Source organism: Halorubrum halophilum, from assembly GCF_000739595.1.
GTDB lineage: Archaea > Halobacteriota > Halobacteria > Halobacteriales > Haloferacaceae > Halorubrum > Halorubrum halophilum.
The window spans coordinates 73,791-93,670 of sequence record NZ_BBJP01000036.1 but is presented as its reverse complement, the minus strand read 5'-3'; the positions used below and the strand labels follow the sequence as shown (position 1 = coordinate 93,670).

Annotated in this window: 18 protein-coding genes; 3 read left to right on the top strand and 15 right to left on the bottom strand. The window is 68.4% G+C overall.

Going from position 1 to position 19,880, the window contains the following annotated elements; all coding sequences use genetic code 11:
* Positions 1–70 precede the first annotated feature (70 nt).
* Positions 71–448, bottom strand: coding sequence for an iron-sulfur cluster biogenesis protein NfuA (locus ACP96_RS12270; protein WP_050025877.1), 378 nt, complete (start codon positions 446–448; stop codon positions 71–73).
* Between the two features lie 102 nt (positions 449–550).
* The gene (locus ACP96_RS12265) at positions 551–880 is read right to left on the bottom strand and encodes a DUF5783 family protein (protein WP_050025876.1); all 330 of its coding nucleotides are present in this window, start codon (positions 878–880) and stop codon (positions 551–553) included.
* Between the two features lie 140 nt (positions 881–1,020).
* Between ACP96_RS12265 and ACP96_RS12260 the strand changes: the two genes are divergently transcribed.
* Positions 1,021–1,980, top strand: a complete 960-nt coding sequence (locus ACP96_RS12260) for a hypothetical protein (protein ID WP_154020465.1) — start codon at positions 1,021–1,023, stop codon at positions 1,978–1,980.
* Between the two features lie 19 nt (positions 1,981–1,999).
* Here ACP96_RS12260 and ACP96_RS12255 read toward each other — a convergent pair whose 3' ends face one another.
* Positions 2,000–4,702, bottom strand: a complete 2,703-nt coding sequence (locus ACP96_RS12255) for a heavy metal translocating P-type ATPase (RefSeq protein WP_050033505.1) — start codon at positions 4,700–4,702, stop codon at positions 2,000–2,002.
* 497 nt (positions 4,703–5,199) lie between these two features.
* Positions 5,200–5,799 (bottom strand): AsnC family transcriptional regulator, encoded by a 600-nt coding sequence (locus ACP96_RS12250; protein WP_050033504.1) that lies wholly within the window; start codon positions 5,797–5,799, stop codon positions 5,200–5,202.
* Between the two features lie 131 nt (positions 5,800–5,930).
* Between ACP96_RS12250 and ACP96_RS12245 the strand changes: the two genes are divergently transcribed.
* On the top strand, positions 5,931–6,128 hold the full coding sequence (locus ACP96_RS12245; RefSeq protein ID WP_050033503.1) for a CopZ family metallochaperone: 198 nt from the start codon (positions 5,931–5,933) through the stop codon (positions 6,126–6,128).
* A 29-nt stretch (positions 6,129–6,157) separates the two neighbouring features.
* Here the strand turns inward: ACP96_RS12245 and lpdA are convergent, their stop codons facing one another.
* The 11 genes from lpdA to ACP96_RS12190 form a co-directional block, all read right to left on the bottom strand.
* A complete protein-coding gene (gene lpdA, locus ACP96_RS12240) occupies positions 6,158–7,585 on the bottom strand; it encodes a dihydrolipoyl dehydrogenase (protein WP_050033502.1) in 1,428 nt (475 codons plus the stop codon).
* The gene (locus tag ACP96_RS12235; RefSeq protein ID WP_050033501.1) at positions 7,585–9,195 is read right to left on the bottom strand and encodes a 2-oxo acid dehydrogenase subunit E2; all 1,611 of its coding nucleotides are present in this window, start codon (positions 9,193–9,195) and stop codon (positions 7,585–7,587) included. Before ACP96_RS12235 ends, lpdA begins: the two co-directional genes overlap by 1 nt.
* Positions 9,196–9,197: 2 nt before the next feature.
* Complete coding sequence (locus ACP96_RS12230) at positions 9,198–10,184, bottom strand: alpha-ketoacid dehydrogenase subunit beta (RefSeq protein ID WP_050033500.1); 987 nt, start codon at positions 10,182–10,184, stop codon at positions 9,198–9,200.
* Positions 10,185–11,288, bottom strand: a complete 1,104-nt coding sequence (gene pdhA / locus ACP96_RS12225) for a pyruvate dehydrogenase (acetyl-transferring) E1 component subunit alpha (RefSeq protein WP_050033543.1) — start codon at positions 11,286–11,288, stop codon at positions 10,185–10,187.
* Between the two features lie 288 nt (positions 11,289–11,576).
* Positions 11,577–11,981 carry a hypothetical protein gene (locus ACP96_RS12220; RefSeq protein WP_004048800.1) on the bottom strand — a complete coding sequence of 135 codons (405 nt, stop codon included), beginning with the start codon at positions 11,979–11,981 and terminating at the stop codon, positions 11,577–11,579.
* Positions 11,982–12,084: 103 nt separating this feature from the next.
* The gene (locus tag ACP96_RS12215) at positions 12,085–12,750 is read right to left on the bottom strand and encodes an RPA family protein (RefSeq protein WP_050026640.1); all 666 of its coding nucleotides are present in this window, start codon (positions 12,748–12,750) and stop codon (positions 12,085–12,087) included.
* The gene (locus tag ACP96_RS12210; RefSeq protein WP_050026643.1) at positions 12,751–13,677 is read right to left on the bottom strand and encodes a replication factor A; all 927 of its coding nucleotides are present in this window, start codon (positions 13,675–13,677) and stop codon (positions 12,751–12,753) included.
* Between the two features lie 346 nt (positions 13,678–14,023).
* Positions 14,024–14,926 carry an NAD-dependent glucose-6-phosphate dehydrogenase Azf gene (gene azf, locus ACP96_RS12205; RefSeq protein ID WP_050033499.1) on the bottom strand — a complete coding sequence of 301 codons (903 nt, stop codon included), beginning with the start codon at positions 14,924–14,926 and terminating at the stop codon, positions 14,024–14,026.
* A 78-nt stretch (positions 14,927–15,004) separates the two neighbouring features.
* Positions 15,005–15,355 (bottom strand): cell division protein SepF, encoded by a 351-nt coding sequence (locus ACP96_RS12200; protein WP_004048756.1) that lies wholly within the window; start codon positions 15,353–15,355, stop codon positions 15,005–15,007.
* Positions 15,356–15,426: 71 nt separating this feature from the next.
* Positions 15,427–18,195, bottom strand: a complete 2,769-nt coding sequence (mutS, locus tag ACP96_RS12195) for a DNA mismatch repair protein MutS (RefSeq protein WP_050033498.1) — start codon at positions 18,193–18,195, stop codon at positions 15,427–15,429.
* Positions 18,196–18,356: 161 nt separating this feature from the next.
* Positions 18,357–18,770, bottom strand: coding sequence for a hypothetical protein (locus ACP96_RS12190; RefSeq protein ID WP_237561645.1), 414 nt, complete (start codon positions 18,768–18,770; stop codon positions 18,357–18,359).
* Between the two features lie 214 nt (positions 18,771–18,984).
* On the opposite strand from ACP96_RS12190, the gene ACP96_RS12185 reads away from it, so the two are divergent.
* On the top strand, positions 18,985–19,866 hold the full coding sequence (locus ACP96_RS12185; RefSeq protein ID WP_050033497.1) for a methyl-accepting chemotaxis protein: 882 nt from the start codon (positions 18,985–18,987) through the stop codon (positions 19,864–19,866).
* Positions 19,867–19,880: the final 14 nt, after the last annotated feature.

The following is a 19,880-nucleotide window of genomic DNA, read 5'->3' as shown; positions in this document are numbered from 1 at the left end:
GAACAGCTATCGAAAGGTGAAAAACGCAGAGGACAGAGCCGCGAGATCGGGGAAAACCGGGAGAACCGATTCAGAACGGGGCCTGCGGCCCTTCGTCGTCGCTGTCGTCGTCGGTCGTCTCACCGGGGAAGGAGGGGGACATGCCGCCGCTGCTGGTTCCGCCGAGGTCGCCGTCCGCGCCTGCGGCGGCGCCCGTGTCGGCGTGGACCGTCTCGATCTCGGGGATCTCCTTGACCATCCGGGACTTGATCGCCTGGATCGTCATCGGGGAGATACCGCAGCCGGAGCAGGCCCCGCCGAGCTGGATCGTGACCTCGCCGCTCTCGCGGTCGAGGTGGCTGATGGCGGCGCTCCCGCCATGCATCTGGATCTGCGGGAAGTTGCGCCGCAGGAAGTTCGTGATCCGCTCGCGGAGGTCGTTGTCCGCGTCAGTCGTATCCGTGCTCATGTCCGCGGATTGGCGTCCGGGCGGCTTATGCCTTTGGTTCGACGGGACGCGTGCCGCGAAAACCGCCGTATCGGGCGCCGAAGCGGGCGAAGCGCGGCCGGCTCACTCCGGCCGGTCGACGCCCAGCGTCCGGTACAGCTCCGTCTCGATCCGGTCGACGTACTCGTCGAGCGTCTCCTCGAACGTCTCGTCGTCGACGGAGACGGCCCCGCGGATGCGCTCGCGGGGGTTCTCGGGGAGCTCGACGTAGAACTCGCCGTCCTCGTAGAACGGCTCGGACTCGTTGAGCACCGTCTGGTCGATCCCGTGGATCAACTCCGAGTCGTACCGGTCGTTCATCTGGTTGAACGCGTTCTTGTACGCCCGCTGGAGCTCGTTGAAGTAGTTCGCGTACTTGTCCTCGAACTTCTCGGGGTCGAACTCGTCGGCCATACCCGATCCGACGGCGCGGCGGGGAAAAAGCCGGTCGATCGTCGCTCAGGGGACCGGAACCGACGTGCGAAGCGGTCGTAGCCGTCGATCGGGGTGCGAGGCCGGATCGTATAATTAAATCAAATATCGCTATATAAAATATGCATCCGTGTGGAACGCTTGAGGGGGGCCGCCACAAGACCCTTCACGCGCTGGCGGACAGGAGGGACATGCGCCGACGCCCCGTCCTCGCTGGCCTGTCGGCTGCCCTCGGGGCGTTTGCCGGCTGCAGCACGCCGGAAGGTGAATCGAACAAGTCGGCAGACTCGCCGGGACCGGAGATCGATTCAGAGTTCGACGGGATATCGGTCCCGGGACTCCCGTGCGAGTGCGGGGTCACCTGGTACCACGAGTCTGACGAGACGACCCGAGGGTTCGTCCGTCCGAGCACCGAGACGGCGGAGTTGCCCACTCGGATCGAGTTCACGTACTACAACCGATCGGAAGAATCGACCAGTTGCGGTCACTGGAACCTCTACAAACTGCGGGACGACCAGTGGTACCACATCGGCCCAGGTGCTCATGACGGCTTCTGTGAAACCCTCCAAGCAGGTGAGAGCGAGACGTGGGCGATGGCGGCGGCGACCAGCGAGGTGGACGACGGAGGCGACGGAGACGCGGAGCGGTATCCGTACCTCGGTGGAGGCCGCTACGCCGCCGTCGCGGGATACGGGCACGCGACGCCGAGGAGCGCCTCCCTCGTCGAGCTCGACGCCCCGCCGGTCTCCGTCGTGTCGACTGACGACACGACAAGCGAGTCGGACGGGACCACGGTGACCGTCAGGACAGATGGATGGCGGGCGTCGGACGGCGACGACGATCGAGCCACCCTCACGCTGGAGCGAGCGCAGACGGCCGGCCGCATGCTCATCGCCGAGCAGGTGATGCAATGGCGGAACCGCGGCTACCGAAATCTGCTCGCGTTCATGGATAAGGAGGTCGAACAGGTGGTCCTCCACACGGACACGCGAACGGCGGACCAGACAGTTGGCTTCGACAACGAGACGACCCGATTCCGGTACGCCGATCAGGCGTACCGCGTGATGAAAAGCGAGCCGTGATCGGTGCGGTCGACCTCGCTCACCGCAGCCGGCCGAGCAGCCGGTAGTCGCGATCGGGCTCGTACCGTCGGAAGAGTAGGCTGTTGGTGAGCACGCTCACGCTGGACAGCGCCATCGCGCCGGCGGCCAGCGCGGGCTGGAGCAGCCCGAGCGAGGCGAGCGGGATCATCAGCGTGTTGTAGCCGAGCGCCCACACGAGGTTCTGTTTGATCTTCTGGAGCGTCGCGTCCGAGATCCGGATCGCCTTCGCCACGTCGAGCGGGTCGTCGCGCATCAGCGTCACGTCCGCGGCCTCGATGGCCACGTCCGTGCCGCTCCCGATGGCGGTCCCGACGTACGCGACCGCGAGCGCGGGCGCGTCGTTGACGCCGTCACCGACCATCATCGCCTGCCGACCGTCACTCTGAATCGCCTCGACGGCCGCCGACTTGTCCTCGGGGAGGACCTCGGCGCGGACGTTCTCGGGGTCTATTCCGACCTGCTTGGCGACCGCGCGGGCGGTGCGCTCGTTGTCGCCCGTGATCATCATCACGTCGATGCCGCGGTCGCGGAGGGCCGCCACGGCGTCGGCCGCGCTGGGTTTCACGGTGTCCGCGTCGGCGACGATTCCAACGAGCCGGCCCTCGTTCGTGCCGGCGGGCACGCGGGCGACGAGCATCGCCGTCTTCCCCTCGCTCTCCAAGCGTTCCATCTCCTCGGCGGCGGGGGAGGGATCGACATCGTTGTCGCGCAGCAGCTTCCGGTTGCCGACCAGCACCTCGTCGCCGTCGACCGTCGCGCGGACCCCGTGGCCGGGGACGTTCTCGAAGCCGTCCGGCTCGGGGACCTCTAGCCCGCGGCCCTCGGCGCCGTCGACGATGGCGCGGGCGAGCGGGTGTTCGCTGCCGCGTTCGGCGATCGCGGCGAGTCGGAGCACCTCGTCTTCGGCGTCGCGGGCGTCATCGGGAGTCGGGCGGTCGTCGTCGCCCTCCCGTCGCTGCGTCGCACCGCCGTCCGGGGTCGGGCCGCCGTCGGGAAGCGGGTCGCCGTCGCGGTCAAAGGCGACCACGTCGGTCAGTTCCATCTCGCCTTCGGTGAGGGTGCCGGTCTTGTCGAAGACGACGGTGTCGACATCCTTGGCGCGTTCGAGCACGTCGCCGCCCTTGAACAGGACGCCGTATTTGGCGCCGATCGTCGTGCCGACCATCGTCGCGGCGGGCGTCGCCAGCCCGAGCGCGCAGGGACAGGCGATGAGCACGGAGGAGGCGAACACGACGATCGCGAACTCCGAGACCGAGACCGCGCCGCCGGCGACCGCGGGGCCGCCCGCGACGAGCCCCCACAGCGGGAGCGCGTTCACGAACCCGGCAAGCGCCTCCGGGAAGAGGAACCAGACGACGCCCCACAGCAGGGCGTTGACGATGACCGCGGGGACGAAATACGCCGAGATGCGGTCGGCGAGGTTCTGGATGTCGGGCTGGCGCGACTGCGCCTCCTTCACCGTGCGGACGATCTGCTGGAGCGCGGTGTCGGCGCCGACCTTCGTCGCCTCAACCACGAGCAGCCCGTTCTCGTTCACCGTGGAGCCGACGACCTCGTCGCCGGCCTCCTTCTCGACGGGGACCGACTCGCCGGTCACCATCGACTCGTCGACCGCGCTCTGGCCGTCGACGACGACCCCGTCCGTCGGGATCTTCTCGCCCGGGCGGACCTTCATGCGGTCGCCGACGTCGACCTCGTCGAGGGGGACCTCCCGCTCGGTCCCGTCCTCGTCGACGAGGGTGGCCGTGTCGGCCTCCATCTCCAACAGCTTTCGGAGCGCCTCGCCGGCCTGCCCCTTCGATCGGGCCTCCAAGTAGTTGCCGAGCGTGATGAACACGAGGATGAACGCGGCCGTGTCGAAGTAGAGGCTCCCCGCGATCGCGCCCGAGAGCGCCGCGACCGAGTAGACGTACGCGGTCGTGGAGCCGAGCGCGATCAGCACGTCCATGTTGGCGCGCCCGTTCGTCACGAGCGCCTTGTAGGAGTTCTTATAGAACGGTCGCCCCAAGACGATCTGTACCGGCGTCGCGAGCAGGAACTGCACCCAGCCGATCCGGACGCCGAAGAGGGCCTCCGGGAAGAGCTCGCCGCCGAACGCCAGGTGGTCGACCATGAACGCCAGCAGGGGCACCGAGAGGACCGCCCCGAAGAGGGTCAGGCGGAGCTGCCTGCGGATCTCCTCCTCCCGGGCGGCGTCGCGGGCGTCCTGCCCGGAACCACCCGTGCCGGCGCCGTCCCCGGATCCCTCGCCGTTCCCGTCCCCCGCGCCACTCCCGCTCCCCTCGCGGACCGGCGAGTAGCCCGCCGACTCGATCGCGTCGTAGAGGTCGCCGAGCGAGGCGTCGGCGGGGTTGTACCGGACCTGCGCCTCGTCGGTCGCGTAGTTCACGTCGGCGGCGATCACGCCCGGCGTCGATTCGAGGGCCTCCGCGTTGGTCTCCGCGCAGTTCGCACAGGACATGTCCGTGATCGCGACCGTGACGGTCTCGCTGACCGCGCCGTAGCCGGCGGCCTCGATCGCCGAGTAGATCTCGCCGAGCGAGACCTCGTCGGGGTCGTACTCGACCGATCCCTCGTCGGTGGCGTAGTTGGCGTTCGCCGACGCCACCCCGTCGAGGTCGTCGAGGGCGTCCTCGATCGTCGCCGAGCAGTTGGCGCAGGACATCCCCGTGACGTTCAGATGGGCTGTTCTCGTTGGCATGTGTACTACTACGGGCCCCACCCTTAGGCGGTTTTCTGCTTCGAGATCGGGGGTTCGGGTGGGTCGAAATATTCGATTCCAAAGTACCGGTGAGGCGGGGCGTTGGTGAGAGACGAGTGCGAACCAATCGGCGGCCAGTTTAATAGGACAGGCGGTGGCGCGCGCCTCCGAGTGGCCGCCATCGGCGGCCGCGAGGAGCGCGTGCGAGGGAGTCGCGAGCGAAGCGAGCGACGAGGCTGGGGAGGCGTGAGGTGCGGTGCGGTTGCGGTCGGGGTGGGACTCAAAGGGGCAGCCGTGAGAGAGACGCAGGCGACGTAAGGACCGCAGGGAGCGAGCAACGCGAGCGACCGAGGACCGGAGCGAGCGTGCGTCTCTCTCACGGCTGGGGCTTTGGAGGTGTTCATCGTCGATCCGCTGTCAACCACTTATAAGCGAGCATCTGGGGCTTTGGAGACGTTCACCGCCAAAAACGACTTATAACCAAACGACTCGCCGAATTACACCCCCTCCTCCAGTCGCTGGTACCGCTCTCGAAACCGCGACAGGCAGGACGGACAGCAGAAGTGGTACACTTCGCCGTCGATCCGCGCCGTCTCGCCTTCACTATCAACGGTGTTCGAACACTCCGCGCACGTCAGCGCGAACTCCACGCCCTCGATCGAGGGTGTCCACTCGAACTCGTCGACCAGCGTGACGGCGTAGTCCTCGACGGCGACCCCCTCGAACAGCCCGGCCACCCACTCGCGGACGTTACGCCCCTCCACCCGCCCGTACACCCGCAGGTCGCCCTCGGCCGTGACGAAGACGTGCTCGACCGCGTCAGCCTCCCGGACCCGATCCCGCGCCGCGTCGAGCGCCTCGGGACGGTTCGGCGGCAGCTCCGCGTCGATCAGCACCGGAACCCCGGCCTGAAGCTTCGTGCGGTCGACGTCGACCGTGAACCCCTCGATGACGCCGGCCTCCTGCAGCCGCGTGACGCGGTCGGAGACCGCCGGCCCCGACAGCCCGACGCGGTCGCCGATCTCGCTGAACGGGCGCCGAGCATTTTCGGCCAGCAGCGACAGGATCTCCAGGTCCGTCTCGTCGAGGTCGCGCATGCGTCCCGGTACGCACCCGATATATAAGACGGTTGGGCGAACCAGTTCGGATTCCAAAGTCGATCCGCCGATCGAACCGTGTTTCCGAAGCAGAAAACGACAAACGTCCTCCGGCCCTATCGTCACGCGTCATGAGCCAGACGATCACGGTCGAGGGAATGTCGTGCGGACACTGCGAACAGAGCGTCACAGAGGCGCTCGAAGGCGTCGACGGCGTCGAGAGCGCGACTGCGGACCGCGAGAGCGAGTCCGCGACCGTCGAGGGCGACGCCGACCCGGACGCCTTGGTGAGCGCGGTGAACGAGGCGGGCTACGACGCGTCCGCTTAAAAAGACGCAGCAGTCGACTCGGCTCTCGACTACCGGTTCAGCGTGTGAATCGCCTGTCCGCGGGCGTTCTCCGCGGCCTCCATGACCGCCTCCGCGAGCGTGGGGTGCGTGTGGACCGTCGCCGCCACGTCCTCCAGCGTCGCGCCCATCTCGATCGCGAGCGCGACCTCCGCGATCAGCTCCGAGGCCTCCGGGCCGACGATCTGCGCGCCGAGCACGAAGCCGGTCTCGTCGTCGGCGACGAGCCGAACGAACCCCTCGGTGTGGCCGGTCGTCATCGCGCGACCCGAGGCGTTGAACGGCATCTCGCCGACGACCGGGTCGAACCCGTCCGCTTCGGCCTCCGCCTCGGTCAATCCCACCGTCCCAATCTCGGGGTCGGTGAAGACCGCCGCGGGAATCGCCTGCTGGTCCATCGCGGCCGGCTCGCCCGCGATCACCTCGGCGGCGACGATCCCCTCCTTCGAGGCCGCGTGCGCGAGCATCGGGTCGCCAGCCACGTCGCCGACGGCGTGGACATGCTCGACCGCGGTGCGGGTGCGGTCGTCCGTCTGGATGAACCCGCGGTCGTCGGTCTCGATCCCGGCGTTCTCCAGGTCGAGCCCGTCGGTGACCGGCTGGCGGCCGACCGCGACGAGGATCTTGTCGGCGCCGTACGTCGACTCCTCGCCCTCTTCGGTCTCCGTGTGGAGGAGGTAGCCGCCGTCGGCGCCCTCCGACCACTCGCTCGCGCCCTCGCCGAAGCCGAACTCGACGCCGAGTTCCTCGGCGCGCTTGCGGACGATCCGCTTCACGTCGTCCTCGTACGGGTCAAGGATGTCGTCGAGCATCTCGACGACGGTCACGTCGGCGCCGAGCTTCGCGTACGTCGTCGCCAGCTCCATGCCGATGTAGCCGCCGCCGACGATCCCGAGCCGGTCCGGGACCGAGTCCGCGTCGAGCGCGTCCGCGGAGCTCCAGACGTGGTCCTCGGCGAAGTCGAAGCCGGGGATCTGTATCGGCCGCGAGCCGGTCGCGACGATCGCGTGCTCGAACTCGATCGACTCCGAGCCCTGTCCCTCGCCGCCGTGGGCGACGCGCGCGGTGTGCTCGTCGACGAACGAGGCGGTCCCCTCGATCAGGTTCACGCCGTTGGCCTTACAGAGCTTCTCGACGCCACTGGTCAACTGGTCGACCACGCCGTCCTTCCACTCGACCATCTTCCCCATGTCGACGGCGGGGTCCGCGTGGATCCCCATCGACTCGGCGTTGCCGGCCTCGTGGGCGAGCCCCGAGCCCGAGATCAGCGCCTTCGAGGGGATGCAGCCGCGATTCAGGCAGGCGCCGCCGTAGGCGTCCTTCTCGACGAGCGTCGTGTCGAGCCCCTCCTGCGCGGCGCGGATGGCGGCGACGTAGCCGCCCGGTCCCGCGCCGATCACCAGTACCTCCGTTCCGGTTGCGATGTCTCCGACGACCATTATTGAGTCAACAGTAGCAGCGGGTGTTCAAGATGTTCCATCACGGTGTTCGCGAACTCGGCCGCGACCGCGCCGTCGATCACGCGGTGGTCGATCGACAGCGACAGGGGTAGGGTCGGCGCCGCGACGACCTCGCCGTCGCGGGCGACCGGGCGCTCCTCGATGGCGCCCAGCCCGAGGATCGCGGTCTCGGGGTAGTTGATGATCGGCGTCGCGTACTCGCCGCCGATGGCACCGAAGTTGGTGATCGAGAACGTGCCGCCCTTCATCTCCGCCGGCTTGAGCTTCCGCTCGCGGGCGCGAGAGGCGAGGTCCCTGACCTCTGTGGCCAGCTCGAAGAGCCCCTTCTCGTCGACGTCCTCGACGACCGGCACCATCAGCCCGGCGTCGGTCGCGACGGCGATCCCGAGGTTGTAATCGCCCTTCAACACGATCTCCTCGTCGTCCTCGCGGAGCTCGCTGTTGAGGTACGGGTACTCCTTCAGCCCCGCGACGATCGCCTTCATCACGAACGGCATGTAGGTGAGCTTCACGCCCTCCTCCTCGGCCCGGGGTTTCAGCTCCTCGCGGGCCTCCACGAGCGCGTCGACCTCGGCGGTGTCGTGGTGGGTGACGTGCGGGGCGGTGAACTTCGAGCGCTCCATCTGCTTCCCGATGGTACGCCGCACGCCGCGGTAGGGGACGGTCTCGTCGGTCGATCCGGGCGCGCGAGGCGAGGCGTCGACGGATTCCGGCTCGAGAGTCGACCCTTCGAGATCCGCTTCCGACGCTTCCGACTCGGGCGATTCCCCCGACTCCAGCGCCTCCGCGTACGCCCGAACTATCTCGCCGGTGACGAACGCTTCGCCGTCCCGGGTCTCGTCGGTCGGCACGTCGTCGATGTCGACGCCCAGCTCGCGGGCGACCCTCCGGGTCGCCGGGGTCGCGAGCGTCGTCTCGCGGCCAGCGGGTTCGGGGGCGTCGGGCGCGGTTGCGGTCGTCGGCGAGGCTCCGGCGGCCCCGTCGCCGCCGCGCTTTTTCACGGCCGACTTGCGGCCGCCGGATCCCACGTCGGTCGGGGTCGGCGCCGGCGCCTCGTCGGAGTCGGAATCGCCCGCGGCGTCACCGCCGCCCTCCGCGTGTGCTTGCACGTCGGCCTCGCTGATCCGACCGCCGGGACCGCTCCCGTCGACGGCAGCGATGTCGACGCCCAGTTCGCGGGCGAGCCGGCGGGCCGACGGCGGCGCGAAGGTCCGACCGGACGGGGTGGCCGGCTCCGAGTCGGTGTCGGCGTCCGCGTCGATGTCTGCCTCCGACTCAGGCTCGGCAGCGTCCTGCTCCGCCGAGCCCGCCTCGTCCGCTCCGGAGTCGTCTGCCGTCTCACCCTCCTCGCCGACGCGGAACGAGATGATCACGTCGCCGACGGGGACGATGTCGCCCTCCTCGACGAACAGCTCCTCGACGGTCCCGTCGTAGCTCGACGGGACCTCGACGAGCGCCTTGTCGGTCTCGACCTCCGCGACCGGCTGGTCCTCCTCGACGCGGTCGCCGGGCGCGACCAGCCACGAGACGAGCTCTCCCTCGGCGACGCCTTCGCCCACGTCGGGCAGCTTGAACTCTTTAACCGGCATGGTCAGAACTCCACCGCCTCCGTGATACCCTCCTCGATACGCGCCGCGGTCGGGAGGTAGTAGTCCTCCAGCGCGTACAGCGGGTACGGCACGTCGAACCCGGCGACCCGCTTCACGGGCGCCTCCTGATACAGCAGCGACTCCTCTTGGATGATCGCCGTGATCTCGGCCGCGAGCCCGCCCGTCTTCGGGGCCTCGTGGACGACGACGGCGCGCCCGGTGGCCTCGAACGCCTCGACGATCGCCTCGCGGTCGAGCGGGGACACCGTGCGGAGGTCGACGACCTCGCAGTCGATCCCCTCCTCGGCGAGGCTCTCGGCGGCCTCCAGCGTCGGGCGCGTCATGGCGCCGTAGGTGAACACCGCCACGTCGCCGCCCTCGCGGCGGGTGGTCGCCTCCCCGATGGGGACGGTGTACGGTTCCTCGGGCACCTCGCCGCGGAACGCCCGGTAGATGAGCTTCGGTTCGAGGAAAATCACCGGGTCGGGGTCGCGGATCGACGCCGCCAACAGCCCCTTCGCGTCGTACGGCGTCGAGGGGATAACGACCTTCAGCCCGGCCTCGTGGGCGTAGAACGCCTCCTTCGACTCGGAGTGGTGCTCGGGCGCGCGGATGCCCCCGCCGTAGGGGGCGCGGAGGGTCATCGGCAGGTTGAATCGCCCCCGGCTTCGGGTGCGGAAGCGGGCCATGTGGGAGACGATCTGGTCGAATCCGGGGTACATGAACCCGGAGAACTGGATCTCGGGGACGGGTCTGAGTCCCATCGCGGCCATGCCGACGGCGGCACCGACGATCCCCGACTCCGCGAGCGGGGTGTCGACGACGCGGTCGCCGCCGAACTCGTCGAACAGACCTTCGGTCGCGCGGAAGACGCCGCCGTTCTTCCCAACGTCCTGGCCCAACACGAGGACGTCGTCGTCCTCGCGCATCTCGGTGTACAATCCGTCTCGGACCGCCTGTACCACGGTGAGGTTCTGTGTCTCGCTCATTTACTCCTCCAGGAACGCCTCGTCGCCGTGCGCCTCGCGGAACGCCGCGAACTCCTCGTACTGCCGCTCCAGCTCCGGCGGGAGCTCCGCGTACGCGTGCTTGAACATCTCCTCCGGCCTCGGCCGCGCCTCCGACTCGGCCGCCTCGATGGCCTCGGCCACCCGCGTCTCGACGAGAGTCTCGATCTCGGCGACGCGCTCGTCGTCGAGCACGCCCTCGGACCGGAGGTACGCTTCCAGCCGCGGGATCGGGTCCTTGCGCTTCCAGCGCTCGACCTCGTCCTCGTCGCGGTAGACCGTCGGGTCGTCGGCGGTCGTGTGCGCGCCGAAGCGGTACTGGATCGCCTCGATCAGCGTCGGGCGCGGGCGGTCCGTCTCGGGGGCGCGCGCCTTCTCGACGGCCGCCTCCGTGACGCTGTACACCGCGAGCGGGTCCATCCCGTCGACCTGTACCCCGTCGATCCCGTACGCCTCCGCCTTCTGGGCCAGCGTCGCGCTCCGCGTCTGTCGCTCGCGGGGCACGGAGATGGCCCACTGGTTGTTGTTACAGAAGAAGACGGTCGGCGTGTCGAACACGCCCGCGAAGTTGACCCCCTCGTGGAAGTCGCCCTCGCTGGTTGCTCCGTCGCCGAAGTAACAGAGGAACACCTCGTCGGTCCCCCGGAGCTTCGAGGCCCACGACGCGCCGGTGGCGTGGGGAACCTGCGAGGCGATGGGCACCGCGACCGGGAACACGTTCACGTCCTCGGGGGTCGCGTTGCCCGCCTCGTGGCCCATCCAGTAGAGCAGGGTCTGTTTCAGCGGGAGCCCGCGGACGAGGGCGGCGCCGTGCTCGCGGTACGAGGGGACGATCCAGTCGCCCTCGGCGAGCGCGGTCGCGGAGCCGATCTGCGCGCCCTCCTGTCCCGACAGGGGCGGATACGTTCCCATCCGCCCCTGCCGCTGGAGGCTCACGGCCCGCTCGTCGAAGTGCCGCGCCAGCCGCATGTGCCGGTAGATCCCGACGAGCTCCTCGTCGTCGAGGTCGGGTACATCGCCGACGACCTCGCCGTCCTCGTCGAGCACGCGGACCGGATCGTCGTACGCCCTGTCGAACACGCTCACGGTCGAACCCACCTCTTCATACACGAACGGTTCGCCGCCCGGGTATTATGGTTTTCGTAGATAGTTTATTATAGTCAGAAATCGGTGAGTGCGATGAGGAACTGTCCATCAGATTCGGAGAGAACCGGACGCTTTTGAACAATTCGAGGCGTGTCCGGCAATATTTTCGCCGACATCGTCGTTTCGGCGAACAGTACCGAACGATCGAGTAAGTTTCTCCGCGGATGGGAGGCGCGGCTGGGCGGAGAGGGAGACACACCGGAAGGAGTCGAGACCCGTCGCCGGCGGCTACCCGAGTCGGAAGGAGGGCTCGTCGGGCTCGCCGTCGAGGTCTTCGAGCTGGATCACCTCTTCGTCGCCGTCCTCCAGCTGCTCGCGGAGGTAGTTGACGTAGCGTTTGTGCTCCTCGAGCTGCTCGCGGAGGTGGTCGGCTTCGAGCTCCAGTCGCTCGTGCTCGCGCACGAAGCTCTTCGGGACCTCGATCTTCGGGGGGAACGACTCCCCGCTCTCGCCCATGCTGTCGAGCTCCGCCTCCGGGACGACCCGGACCTGTCCGTCGTGGGCAACGAGCGTATCCACGTAGTCCCGGAAGACGGCCGACAGCGAGATGTCTCGCTCCTCGGCGATGTCGCGGAGGGTCTCGAACGCGTCCTCGTTGACGCGGAACGAGATCGTCTTGTTCTTGTTGCCCATTATCGGAGCGATCGTCGCGCAATATACTTAAGCGTTTGTCAGACGATCGCAAGAATGAAAATTGGCTCCCGGTTCGAACCGGGATTGAGTCGCGCAGATCGCGTCAGGGCTCCGGCGTGCCGGCCGAATCCGACCCGTCGGGGGCGGTCTCGTCGCTCGCGGCGTCGGGGGCGTCGTCCCCCGCGAGCTCGTCGCCGTCGCCCTCGTCGAGGTCTTCCAGGGCCGACAGCGCGGCGGCCTTGTACGTCTCGGGGTCGAAGTCGTACTCCTCGCGGGCCATCCGCGCGTACTCGTTCCCCTCGTCGTCGAACGCGGCGACGCGCTCGATCGTTCGCTTGGCCGTCTCGGCGACCCAGCGGTCGCGGGTGTCGGCGTCGACCTCGGTGATCGACTCGGGGCGGACGGAGACGCGGACGGTGCCGTCGTCGGTCTCGTACGTCCGGGGCTTCCCCACGACTGCGACGTACGCCGGGGGCTCCAAGTCCCGGAGTTTGGAAGCGGCTTCCGGCTGGTACTGGCCGGCGTACACGAAGAACGTGCCCGTCGGGTCGACGATGCGGCCGCGCCAGTACTCGCTGTCGTCGCCGACGTCCTCCTTCTCCGTGAGGGTGCCGACGAAGAACACGCGGTTCGACGATTCGCCCGTCGGTAACAGCGCGTAGACGGGGGCGCGCTCGTCGTCGGACTCGGTGAACGTGAAGCCGGCGTCGTTGAACTCGCTCGCGAACACGCGCCGGGCGACCTCTCGGGTGGGTGCGGATTGGCTCATTTAGATCGACCTCGCTTCGATCAGCGCGGCTTCAACGTCGACTTCGCCGGGGTTCTCCATCTCGTCGACCAGGACGTACCGGCCGAAGGTGGGGCCGGTGACGCGGTAGTACCGCCCGAGCACGTCGTCGCCCATCTCCTCGGCGACGACGGTGGTGTCGAGCGCGTCCATCGCCATGTCCTTGGCCTCCTCTAAGCCCATGCCGGTGAGCTCCTCGGTGGCCTCGCGGTCGAAGATGACCTCGGTGACGGTCTCGCCGTCGTCGAGGACGCCCTTGATCCGGAGGTCGAACTCGCCCTCGACCTGCCCGTGCTCGGAGCACCGCCCGTTCTGGAGGACGCGCGTGCAGTCGTCCTCGGGGCAGCGCTTGATCAGCCCGGAGCCGGACTGGATGTCTACGAGGGCGCCTTCGACGGTGTCGGCGTTGTCGCCGACCTCGATCTCCTCGTCGATCTCGGTGATACCGGTGGTCCGGTTGAGCTTCACCGAGTAGCTCCCCTCGTACTCGTCGGTGACGACGTTCGAGAGCTCGTACGCCTGCCCCTCAGTCAGTTCGGGAAGGTCTGAGGTCTCGAAGGCGACGAACTTGATCGTGCCCGACTCGTCGCCGAGGAGCCCGACCTGTGAGATCGAGTCACTGCGGGGCTCCCACAGATCGACCAACTCCACGCGCAGGTCGACCCACTGTTCGTCCTCGTCGATCTCGTCGACGAGCACGGACTCGCTGCCGCCGCGGCCGAGCTCGTCGCGCTCCATCCCGGCGTCTTCGAGGTAGCTGTTGGTCACGCTTCGGCGCGCCTCGTCGAGGGGGACGCGGTACTCGTTGACGAGGTTCTCCAGTCGCTCCTCGATCTCGTCGGCGTCCACATCGAGGTGGTCCGAGAACTGTTCCGCTATCGCTTCCGCTTCCTGTCGCAGTTCGCTCATGGGGTGTCTCCGCCTCCGGTCATGATTCAGTGGGAGGCGTACGTCGGTTGGTTCCTCACGGTATTAAAAATCCCGCAACCGCGGTGAAAGTGGTCGTTTTCGCCCCGTTGAGCGGCCTCTTCCGTCGGTTCCGGGTCGTCGACGCCGACCGCGTCTGACGCTCGTCAGCCACGCGCGGGCGTCGTTTCAAGTGGAACGGTACCACGCGAAGTGCCCGCACGCGGCAAGACGGACCACACAGACACACAGACTCCCGCTATCGGTCGATGAGTCCCTTCAGCGGCCGTTTGAGCTGCGATATGTCCGAAAGAGGGATGACAACGGTGTCAGAGGGGGCTCGCTCCGATCAGGCGCCATCGGTCGGCGTGTCGGGGTCAGTCGGGAAGTTGGGCTCGGCCGGGGGGTCGTCGAGCCCGGAGTCGGGGTCGCCGCCGGCGGTGTCGCCGGTATCGCCGCCCTCGTCGGCCTCGTCTTTCGGCTCTCCTTCGAACGTGTAGTCGGCGGAGTTGTCGGCAGGGTCGTAGCCGAGCGCCTCGCGGGCGCGCTCGATCGAGTAGTAGCGTCGGTCGTTGTTCGAGATGCCGTAGACGATCTCGTAGCCGTAGTCGGCCTGGAGACACCGGTCGAACAGGTGCGCGCAGTCGCGGTGCGAGAGCCACATCGCCTGGCCGCGCTCGTACTCCCGCGGCGGGTGGTCCTTCGTGAGGTTCCCGATGCGGACGCAGACGACGCTCATCCCGTGTTCGTCGTGGTGGAAGCGCCCGAGCGACTCCCCCGCCGCCTTCGAGACGCCGTAGAGGTTCCCGGGACGAGGGAGTTCGGTGCCGTCGAGGCGGTAGCCGTCTTCGGGGCGGTACAGGTCCGGCGTGCGCTCCTCGGTCTCGTACCCGCCGACGGCGTGGTTGGAGGAGGCGAACGCGAACTTCTCGACGCCGGTGTCGACGGCTGCCCGCATCACCACCTGCGTCCCGTCGATGTTGTTCCGGAGCACGGAGTCCCACGGCGCCGTCTTCCGTGGGTCGCCCGCGAGGTGGATCACCGCGCCGACGCCGTCCATCGCCTCCCGAACGGCGTCCGCGTCGGTGATGTCGGCGACGTACCGGTCGGCGTCGGTGACCCCGTTCGGCACCTTCGCCGCCGGGAGCGGCTCCCTGTCGAGGAGTCGCCACTCGTAGTCGTCGCCGATGCCGCGGAGGATGGCCTGCCCCACCCGTCCGCCGGCGCCCGTCAGCAGGACCGGCTCGTCCATTCGGTCGTACGTGGGCGCGAGACGGGCATATATGCCACGGTTCGACCGCGATGCACTGGATCGGTGATCAACCGCCCCTTACAGCTTCTCGCGAGAGATGCTCACGCCGGTCGGCGTGACGACGATCTGGTCGTCGCCCTTCTGGACGATGTCGCCGTCGACCTCTTGCGCGACCTGCCGCAGCTCGTCGATGATGTGTTCGATCGTCCGGTCCGACGTGGAGTGGCGGGTGATGTCCGCGATGACGAAATCCCCGTCGTAGACGGCGTCTTTGATCGGGATCACGTCGCCCTGGTCGCCGATCTCCGCGATGTGTACCTGCATGCCCGTGTCCGCGTGCGCCTCGGCGAAGTCGTCGAGGTCGAGTTCGACGTAATCGTCGACGGAACGGTTTCCGCCGCCGCCGAGGATCTTGCTCATAATACCCATACACACCACACGACGAGGTTAGACATTAGTTCTTACGTCAGACGCAGCGTGTCGAATCTGTCCTCGCGGCCTCAGTCACCGTCGTCGAGCCGTGCCTGCCACTGCTGTACCCGCGACAGCAGCTCCACCGGCGCGGTCGCCGCGACGTCGACGTCGCTCAGTTCCTCGATCACGGCGCGGGTCTCGGGGTCGACGCGGTCGGTCTCTGCGGTCTCGGAGACTGCTCCTTCGGGGGACGACGCCGACTCCGGTCCCGTTCCGTTCCGGTCGTTCCCGGGCTCGGCCGCGTCCGACACCGCCGCGTCGGAACCGCCGCCGCTCTCGCCCGCGAACGACCCGGACGAGAGGTCGAAGACGACCTGTTTCGTGTCGCCGTCTGGGGCTCTTCCTTCGGCGCCCCCGCCTCCGACCCGCCCCCCGCCCTTCGCCTCGATCGCCTTCTCCTCGCGGAGCCGGTCGAGCACCGTCCCGGCGCGGGAAACGACCGGCTCCGGGACGCCCGCGAGGTCGGCGACGTGGACCCCGTACGACCGGTTCGTCGGGCCGTCCCGGACGGTCCGGAGGAACGTCACCTCTCCGTCGCTCTCGTCGACGGCGACGTGGACGTTGGCGACTCGGGGGAGGTGGTCGGCCAGCGTCGTCAGCTCGTGGTAGTGGGTGGCGAAGAGGGTGCGCGCGCGCACCTCGTTGTGGAGGTACTCCGTCGCGGCCCACGCGATCGAGATCCCGTCGTAGGTGGCGGTGCCGCGCCCGACCTCGTCCAGGATGACGAGCGACTCTTCGGTCGCCGAGTGGAGGATGTTCGACAGCTCCTGCATCTCCACCATGAACGTCGATCGCCCCTGCGCCAGCTCGTCGAGCGCGCCCACGCGGGTGTAGATCCCGTCGACGAGCCCCACCGCGGCCGCCCGCGCGGGGACGAACGAGCCCGCCTGCGCGAGCAGTTGGATCAGCGCCGCCTGCCGCATGTACGTCGACTTCCCGCTCATGTTCGGGCCGGTGACGATCAGGAAGCCGCGCTCCTCGTCGAGCCGGAGGTCGTTCGGCACGAAGTCGGTCGTCCGCTCGACGACGGGGTGGCGCCCGGCCTCAACGTCGAGCCGGCGCTCGTCCGTCAGCTCGGGTCGAGTCCAGTCGTTACCGGCCGCGTGGGTCGCCAGCGACGCCAGCGCGTCGATCTCGGCGACCGCGCGCCCCACGTCCTGCAGCAGTTCGGCGTCGGCGGCGACCCGCTCGCGGAGCTCTTCAAACAGCTCGTACTCCAGCTCTCCACGGGCCTCCTCTAAGCGGAGCACCTCGCGTTCCCGCTCTTCTAACTCCTCGGTGACGAACCGCTTCGAGTTCTTCAGCGTCTTGATCTCGCGGTAGTGCTCGGGCGCTTGGTCCGCGACCGACTTGCCGACCTGGATGTAGTACCCGTCCGTCTTGTTGCGGTCGACGGTGACGTGGCTCAGCCCGTACTGCCGCTTCTCGCGCTCTGCGAGCCCGTCAAGCCACTCCTTGACCTCCTCGTGGCGCGCGATCAGCTCGTCGAGCTCGTCGTCGTACCCCTCCCGGAGCAGGCCCCCCTGCGTCTTCGTCTTCGGCGGGTCCTCCGCGAGCGCGTCCGCGAGCTCGTCGCGGAGCGTCGCCGCGCGCTCGCGGTCGATCCGATCGAGGACTGCAGCGACCGGAGAGTCCGCGAGCGCGGTCCCGGACACGGCGTCGGCGAGTTCGGGAACCAGCGCGAGCGAGTTCCGCACCGACAGGAGTTCTCGCGCGCCCGCGCTCCCGCTGGTCGCTCGCGCGGCGAGCCGTTCGAGGTCGTACGCTTCGCCGAGCGTCTCGCGCAGGCGGTCGCGCGCGAGCGCCGCCGACGCGAGCGCCTCCACCGCGTCGAGCCGGCGGGTCAGCTCCGCGCCGTCCCGCCGCGGGCGCGTGATCCACTCCTGGAGCAGTCGGCCGCCGGCGGCGGTGACGGTGTGGTCGACCGTCTCGAACAGCGACCCCTCGCTGTCTCCGCGCATCGTCTCGGTGAGTTCGAGGTTGCGCTGGGTCGTGGCGTCGACGGCGACGTGGTCGCCGTCGCCGTAGGCGGTGAGCCGTGTGATCGACGCCAGCACGCCAGCGCCGGTCTCCTCGACGTAGCCGAGGACCGCGCCCGCCGCGCGTAACGCGAGGTCGGAGTCGATCCCGACGCTGTCGGCGGTCTCCCGGCCGAACTGCTCGCGGACCGCGTGTGTCGCCCGTCCCGGTGCGAACGCCTCCGCGTCGAAGACGGAGACGGACCCCGAGAGGTCCTCGCGGACCGCCCCGAGCAGTTGGTCGTCGTTGCGGACGCGCGGCCCCGGAAGCACCTCCGCGGGGTCGAACCGGTACAGCTCCGCCCGGAGGTCGCCGGCAGTGTCGACCTCGGTGACGAGGAACCGACCCGTGGTCACGTCGGCGAGTGCGAGCCCGTAGGGGCCGTCGGGGGCGTCGGGGGTGTCATCTTTGCGCACGACCGCCGCGAGGTACCGCGCGTCGTCGTCCGCGGTTTCGAGGAGGGTCCCGGGCGTGACGACCCGGGTGATCTCCCGGGCGTGGCCGTCGTCGGTCTCGTACTGGTCGGCGACGGCGACCCGGTAGCCGCGCTCGACGAGCGCCTTCACGTAGGGGGTGAGATCGGAGAGCGGCACGCCCGCCATCGGGTACGACGAACCGTGCGAAGACTTCTGCGAGACGGTCAGATCGAGTTCGTCGGCGACCAGCTCGGCGTCGTCCGCGAAGAACTCGTAGAAGTCGCCGCACTGCATGGCGAGCACGTCCGCGTCGGTCTCCGCCTTGAGATCGAGGAACTCCCCGACGATCCCCGTTGGCATATACCCGTACTCCCGCCGTGCGCGGCTAAAACCCTGCGGGTCCGCGGGCGGACGGCGGAGCGTCGGGCGGCGCGCCGCTGCGAGACGCGAGGCGGCTCGGCGGCGTGAGCGTTCGCCGCGCCGACGAGAAAAGGGGGTGGAGCGTCAGTCGTCGCGTCCCGTTACTGGTCGCGCAGCCACGCCTTCGCCTCCTCGTTGCTCGCGAACGCGCGGAACTCGAAGTCGGGGTCGAGCGAGCTCAGCTGCTCTTCGACCTCCTCCATCTCCATGCTCGCGATCGCGGAGTCGGCGTACACGCCCGCGCCGCGCGTCACTCCCGCGTCGATGAGGTCCGGGACCCACTCCTCGGCGAGCCAGCGCTTGTCGGCGTCGTCGTGTGCGGTCACGCCCGCGGTGTTCACGACGTACTTGTCCGCGCCCCGGTCCGCGATTATCTCCTCCCAGCGGCGAGCGCCCTCGCGGAACGCCTCGCCGGCGGCGTACTCGTCCCACGTGAACACGGGGAGGTCGAGCGCCGCGTCCCATTCGGCCGTGTAGATGTCGGTCTCCTCGATCACCGTTGTCGATGTCGCCATACGTTCGGGTCCCCAACACTTCTTGAAAAAGGTAGCCCGGCGATTATCACTCGGGATATTTCGGGGACCTCGCCCGTCCGATAGAACGTATACGTTCGCCCACTTACGTCCTTCAATTTCCGATTTTACTTCCGGATATTCATATCCCGCGTCAAGTTATCCGTTCTGATATTTTCACCATCAGATTAACCGGCGGCCTGTGGGAGGTGTCCGTATGGCGACCCGATCGGACGGACCCGAGGCGGACGGCCGCACCGAACCGGACATACAGGCGGAGATCGGCGAGACCGTGGAGCAGCTGCTTCGGATCTCGCAGATCGTCTCGAAGGGGTCCAACGAGGTGACCGAACTGACGGAAGAGCAGTCGGCGTCGATGCGGAAGATCTCCGAGGAGGTGTCGAACCTGTCGGCCACCGTCGAGGAGATCGCCGCTAGCGCGGAGGAGGTCGAGGCGGTGAGCGGCCACGCACAGGAGCTGACCGAGGAGGGGTGTACGGTCGCCGAAAACGCGATCGACGCGATGGAGACCGTCGAGTCCGCGAACGACGAGGTCTCCGAGACCGTCTCCCGGCTCGAAGACCGGATCGGGCGGATCGACGAGATCGTCGACGTGATCGACGACATCGCCGACCAGACGAACATGCTCGCGTTGAACGCGTCGATCGAGGCGGCGCGGGCCGGCGAGGCGGGGGACGGCTTCGCGGTCGTCGCCGAGGAGGTGAAGAACCTCGCGGAGGAGTCGCAGCGAAACGCCGAGGACATCGAGGAACTCGTCGACGAGATCAAGGCGGACACCCACGAGACGAGCGAGCGGATCGAAGTGGCGAGCGACGAGGTCCGGACGGGTCTCGACCGCGTCGACGAGACGGTCGACGTCCTCCACGACATCGACGCGGCCGTCACCGAGGCCACGGAGGGCGTCGGCGAAGTGGCCGACGCCACGGACCAACAGGCCGCGTCCACGGAGGAGGTGTCGGCGATGATCGACTCGTCGGCGGACACCGCCGACGACGTCGCGACCGAAGCGGAGCGGATCGTGGCGGCGAACGAGGAGCAGACCGAGAAGATCCGGGAGCTGAACGAACTCGTCGAGTGACCAGCGGGACCGGC

Excerpts from the sequence above, each read along its gene's own strand:
- ACP96_RS12270 (WP_050025877.1), bottom strand. The coding sequence starts at position 448 with ATGAGCACGGATACGACTGACGCGGACAACGACCTCCGCGAGCGGATC.
- ACP96_RS12265 (WP_050025876.1), bottom strand. The coding sequence starts at position 880 with ATGGCCGACGAGTTCGACCCCGAGAAGTTCGAGGACAAGTACGCGAAC.
- ACP96_RS12260 (WP_154020465.1), top strand. The coding sequence starts at position 1,021 with ATGCATCCGTGTGGAACGCTTGAGGGGGGCCGCCACAAGACCCTTCAC.
- ACP96_RS12255 (WP_050033505.1), bottom strand. The coding sequence starts at position 4,702 with ATGCCAACGAGAACAGCCCATCTGAACGTCACGGGGATGTCCTGCGCC.
- ACP96_RS12250 (WP_050033504.1), bottom strand. The coding sequence starts at position 5,799 with ATGCGCGACCTCGACGAGACGGACCTGGAGATCCTGTCGCTGCTGGCC.
- ACP96_RS12245 (WP_050033503.1), top strand. The coding sequence starts at position 5,931 with ATGAGCCAGACGATCACGGTCGAGGGAATGTCGTGCGGACACTGCGAA.
- lpdA (WP_050033502.1), bottom strand. The coding sequence starts at position 7,585 with ATGGTCGTCGGAGACATCGCAACCGGAACGGAGGTACTGGTGATCGGC.
- ACP96_RS12235 (WP_050033501.1), bottom strand. The coding sequence starts at position 9,195 with ATGCCGGTTAAAGAGTTCAAGCTGCCCGACGTGGGCGAAGGCGTCGCC.
- ACP96_RS12230 (WP_050033500.1), bottom strand. The coding sequence starts at position 10,184 with ATGAGCGAGACACAGAACCTCACCGTGGTACAGGCGGTCCGAGACGGA.
- ACP96_RS12220 (WP_004048800.1), bottom strand. The coding sequence starts at position 11,981 with ATGGGCAACAAGAACAAGACGATCTCGTTCCGCGTCAACGAGGACGCG.
- ACP96_RS12215 (WP_050026640.1), bottom strand. The coding sequence starts at position 12,750 with ATGAGCCAATCCGCACCCACCCGAGAGGTCGCCCGGCGCGTGTTCGCG.
- ACP96_RS12210 (WP_050026643.1), bottom strand. The coding sequence starts at position 13,677 with ATGAGCGAACTGCGACAGGAAGCGGAAGCGATAGCGGAACAGTTCTCG.
- azf (WP_050033499.1), bottom strand. The coding sequence starts at position 14,926 with ATGGACGAGCCGGTCCTGCTGACGGGCGCCGGCGGACGGGTGGGGCAG.
- ACP96_RS12200 (WP_004048756.1), bottom strand. The coding sequence starts at position 15,355 with ATGGGTATTATGAGCAAGATCCTCGGCGGCGGCGGAAACCGTTCCGTC.
- mutS (WP_050033498.1), bottom strand. The coding sequence starts at position 18,195 with ATGCCAACGGGGATCGTCGGGGAGTTCCTCGATCTCAAGGCGGAGACC.
- ACP96_RS12190 (WP_237561645.1), bottom strand. The coding sequence starts at position 18,770 with ATGGCGACATCGACAACGGTGATCGAGGAGACCGACATCTACACGGCC.
- ACP96_RS12185 (WP_050033497.1), top strand. The coding sequence starts at position 18,985 with ATGGCGACCCGATCGGACGGACCCGAGGCGGACGGCCGCACCGAACCG.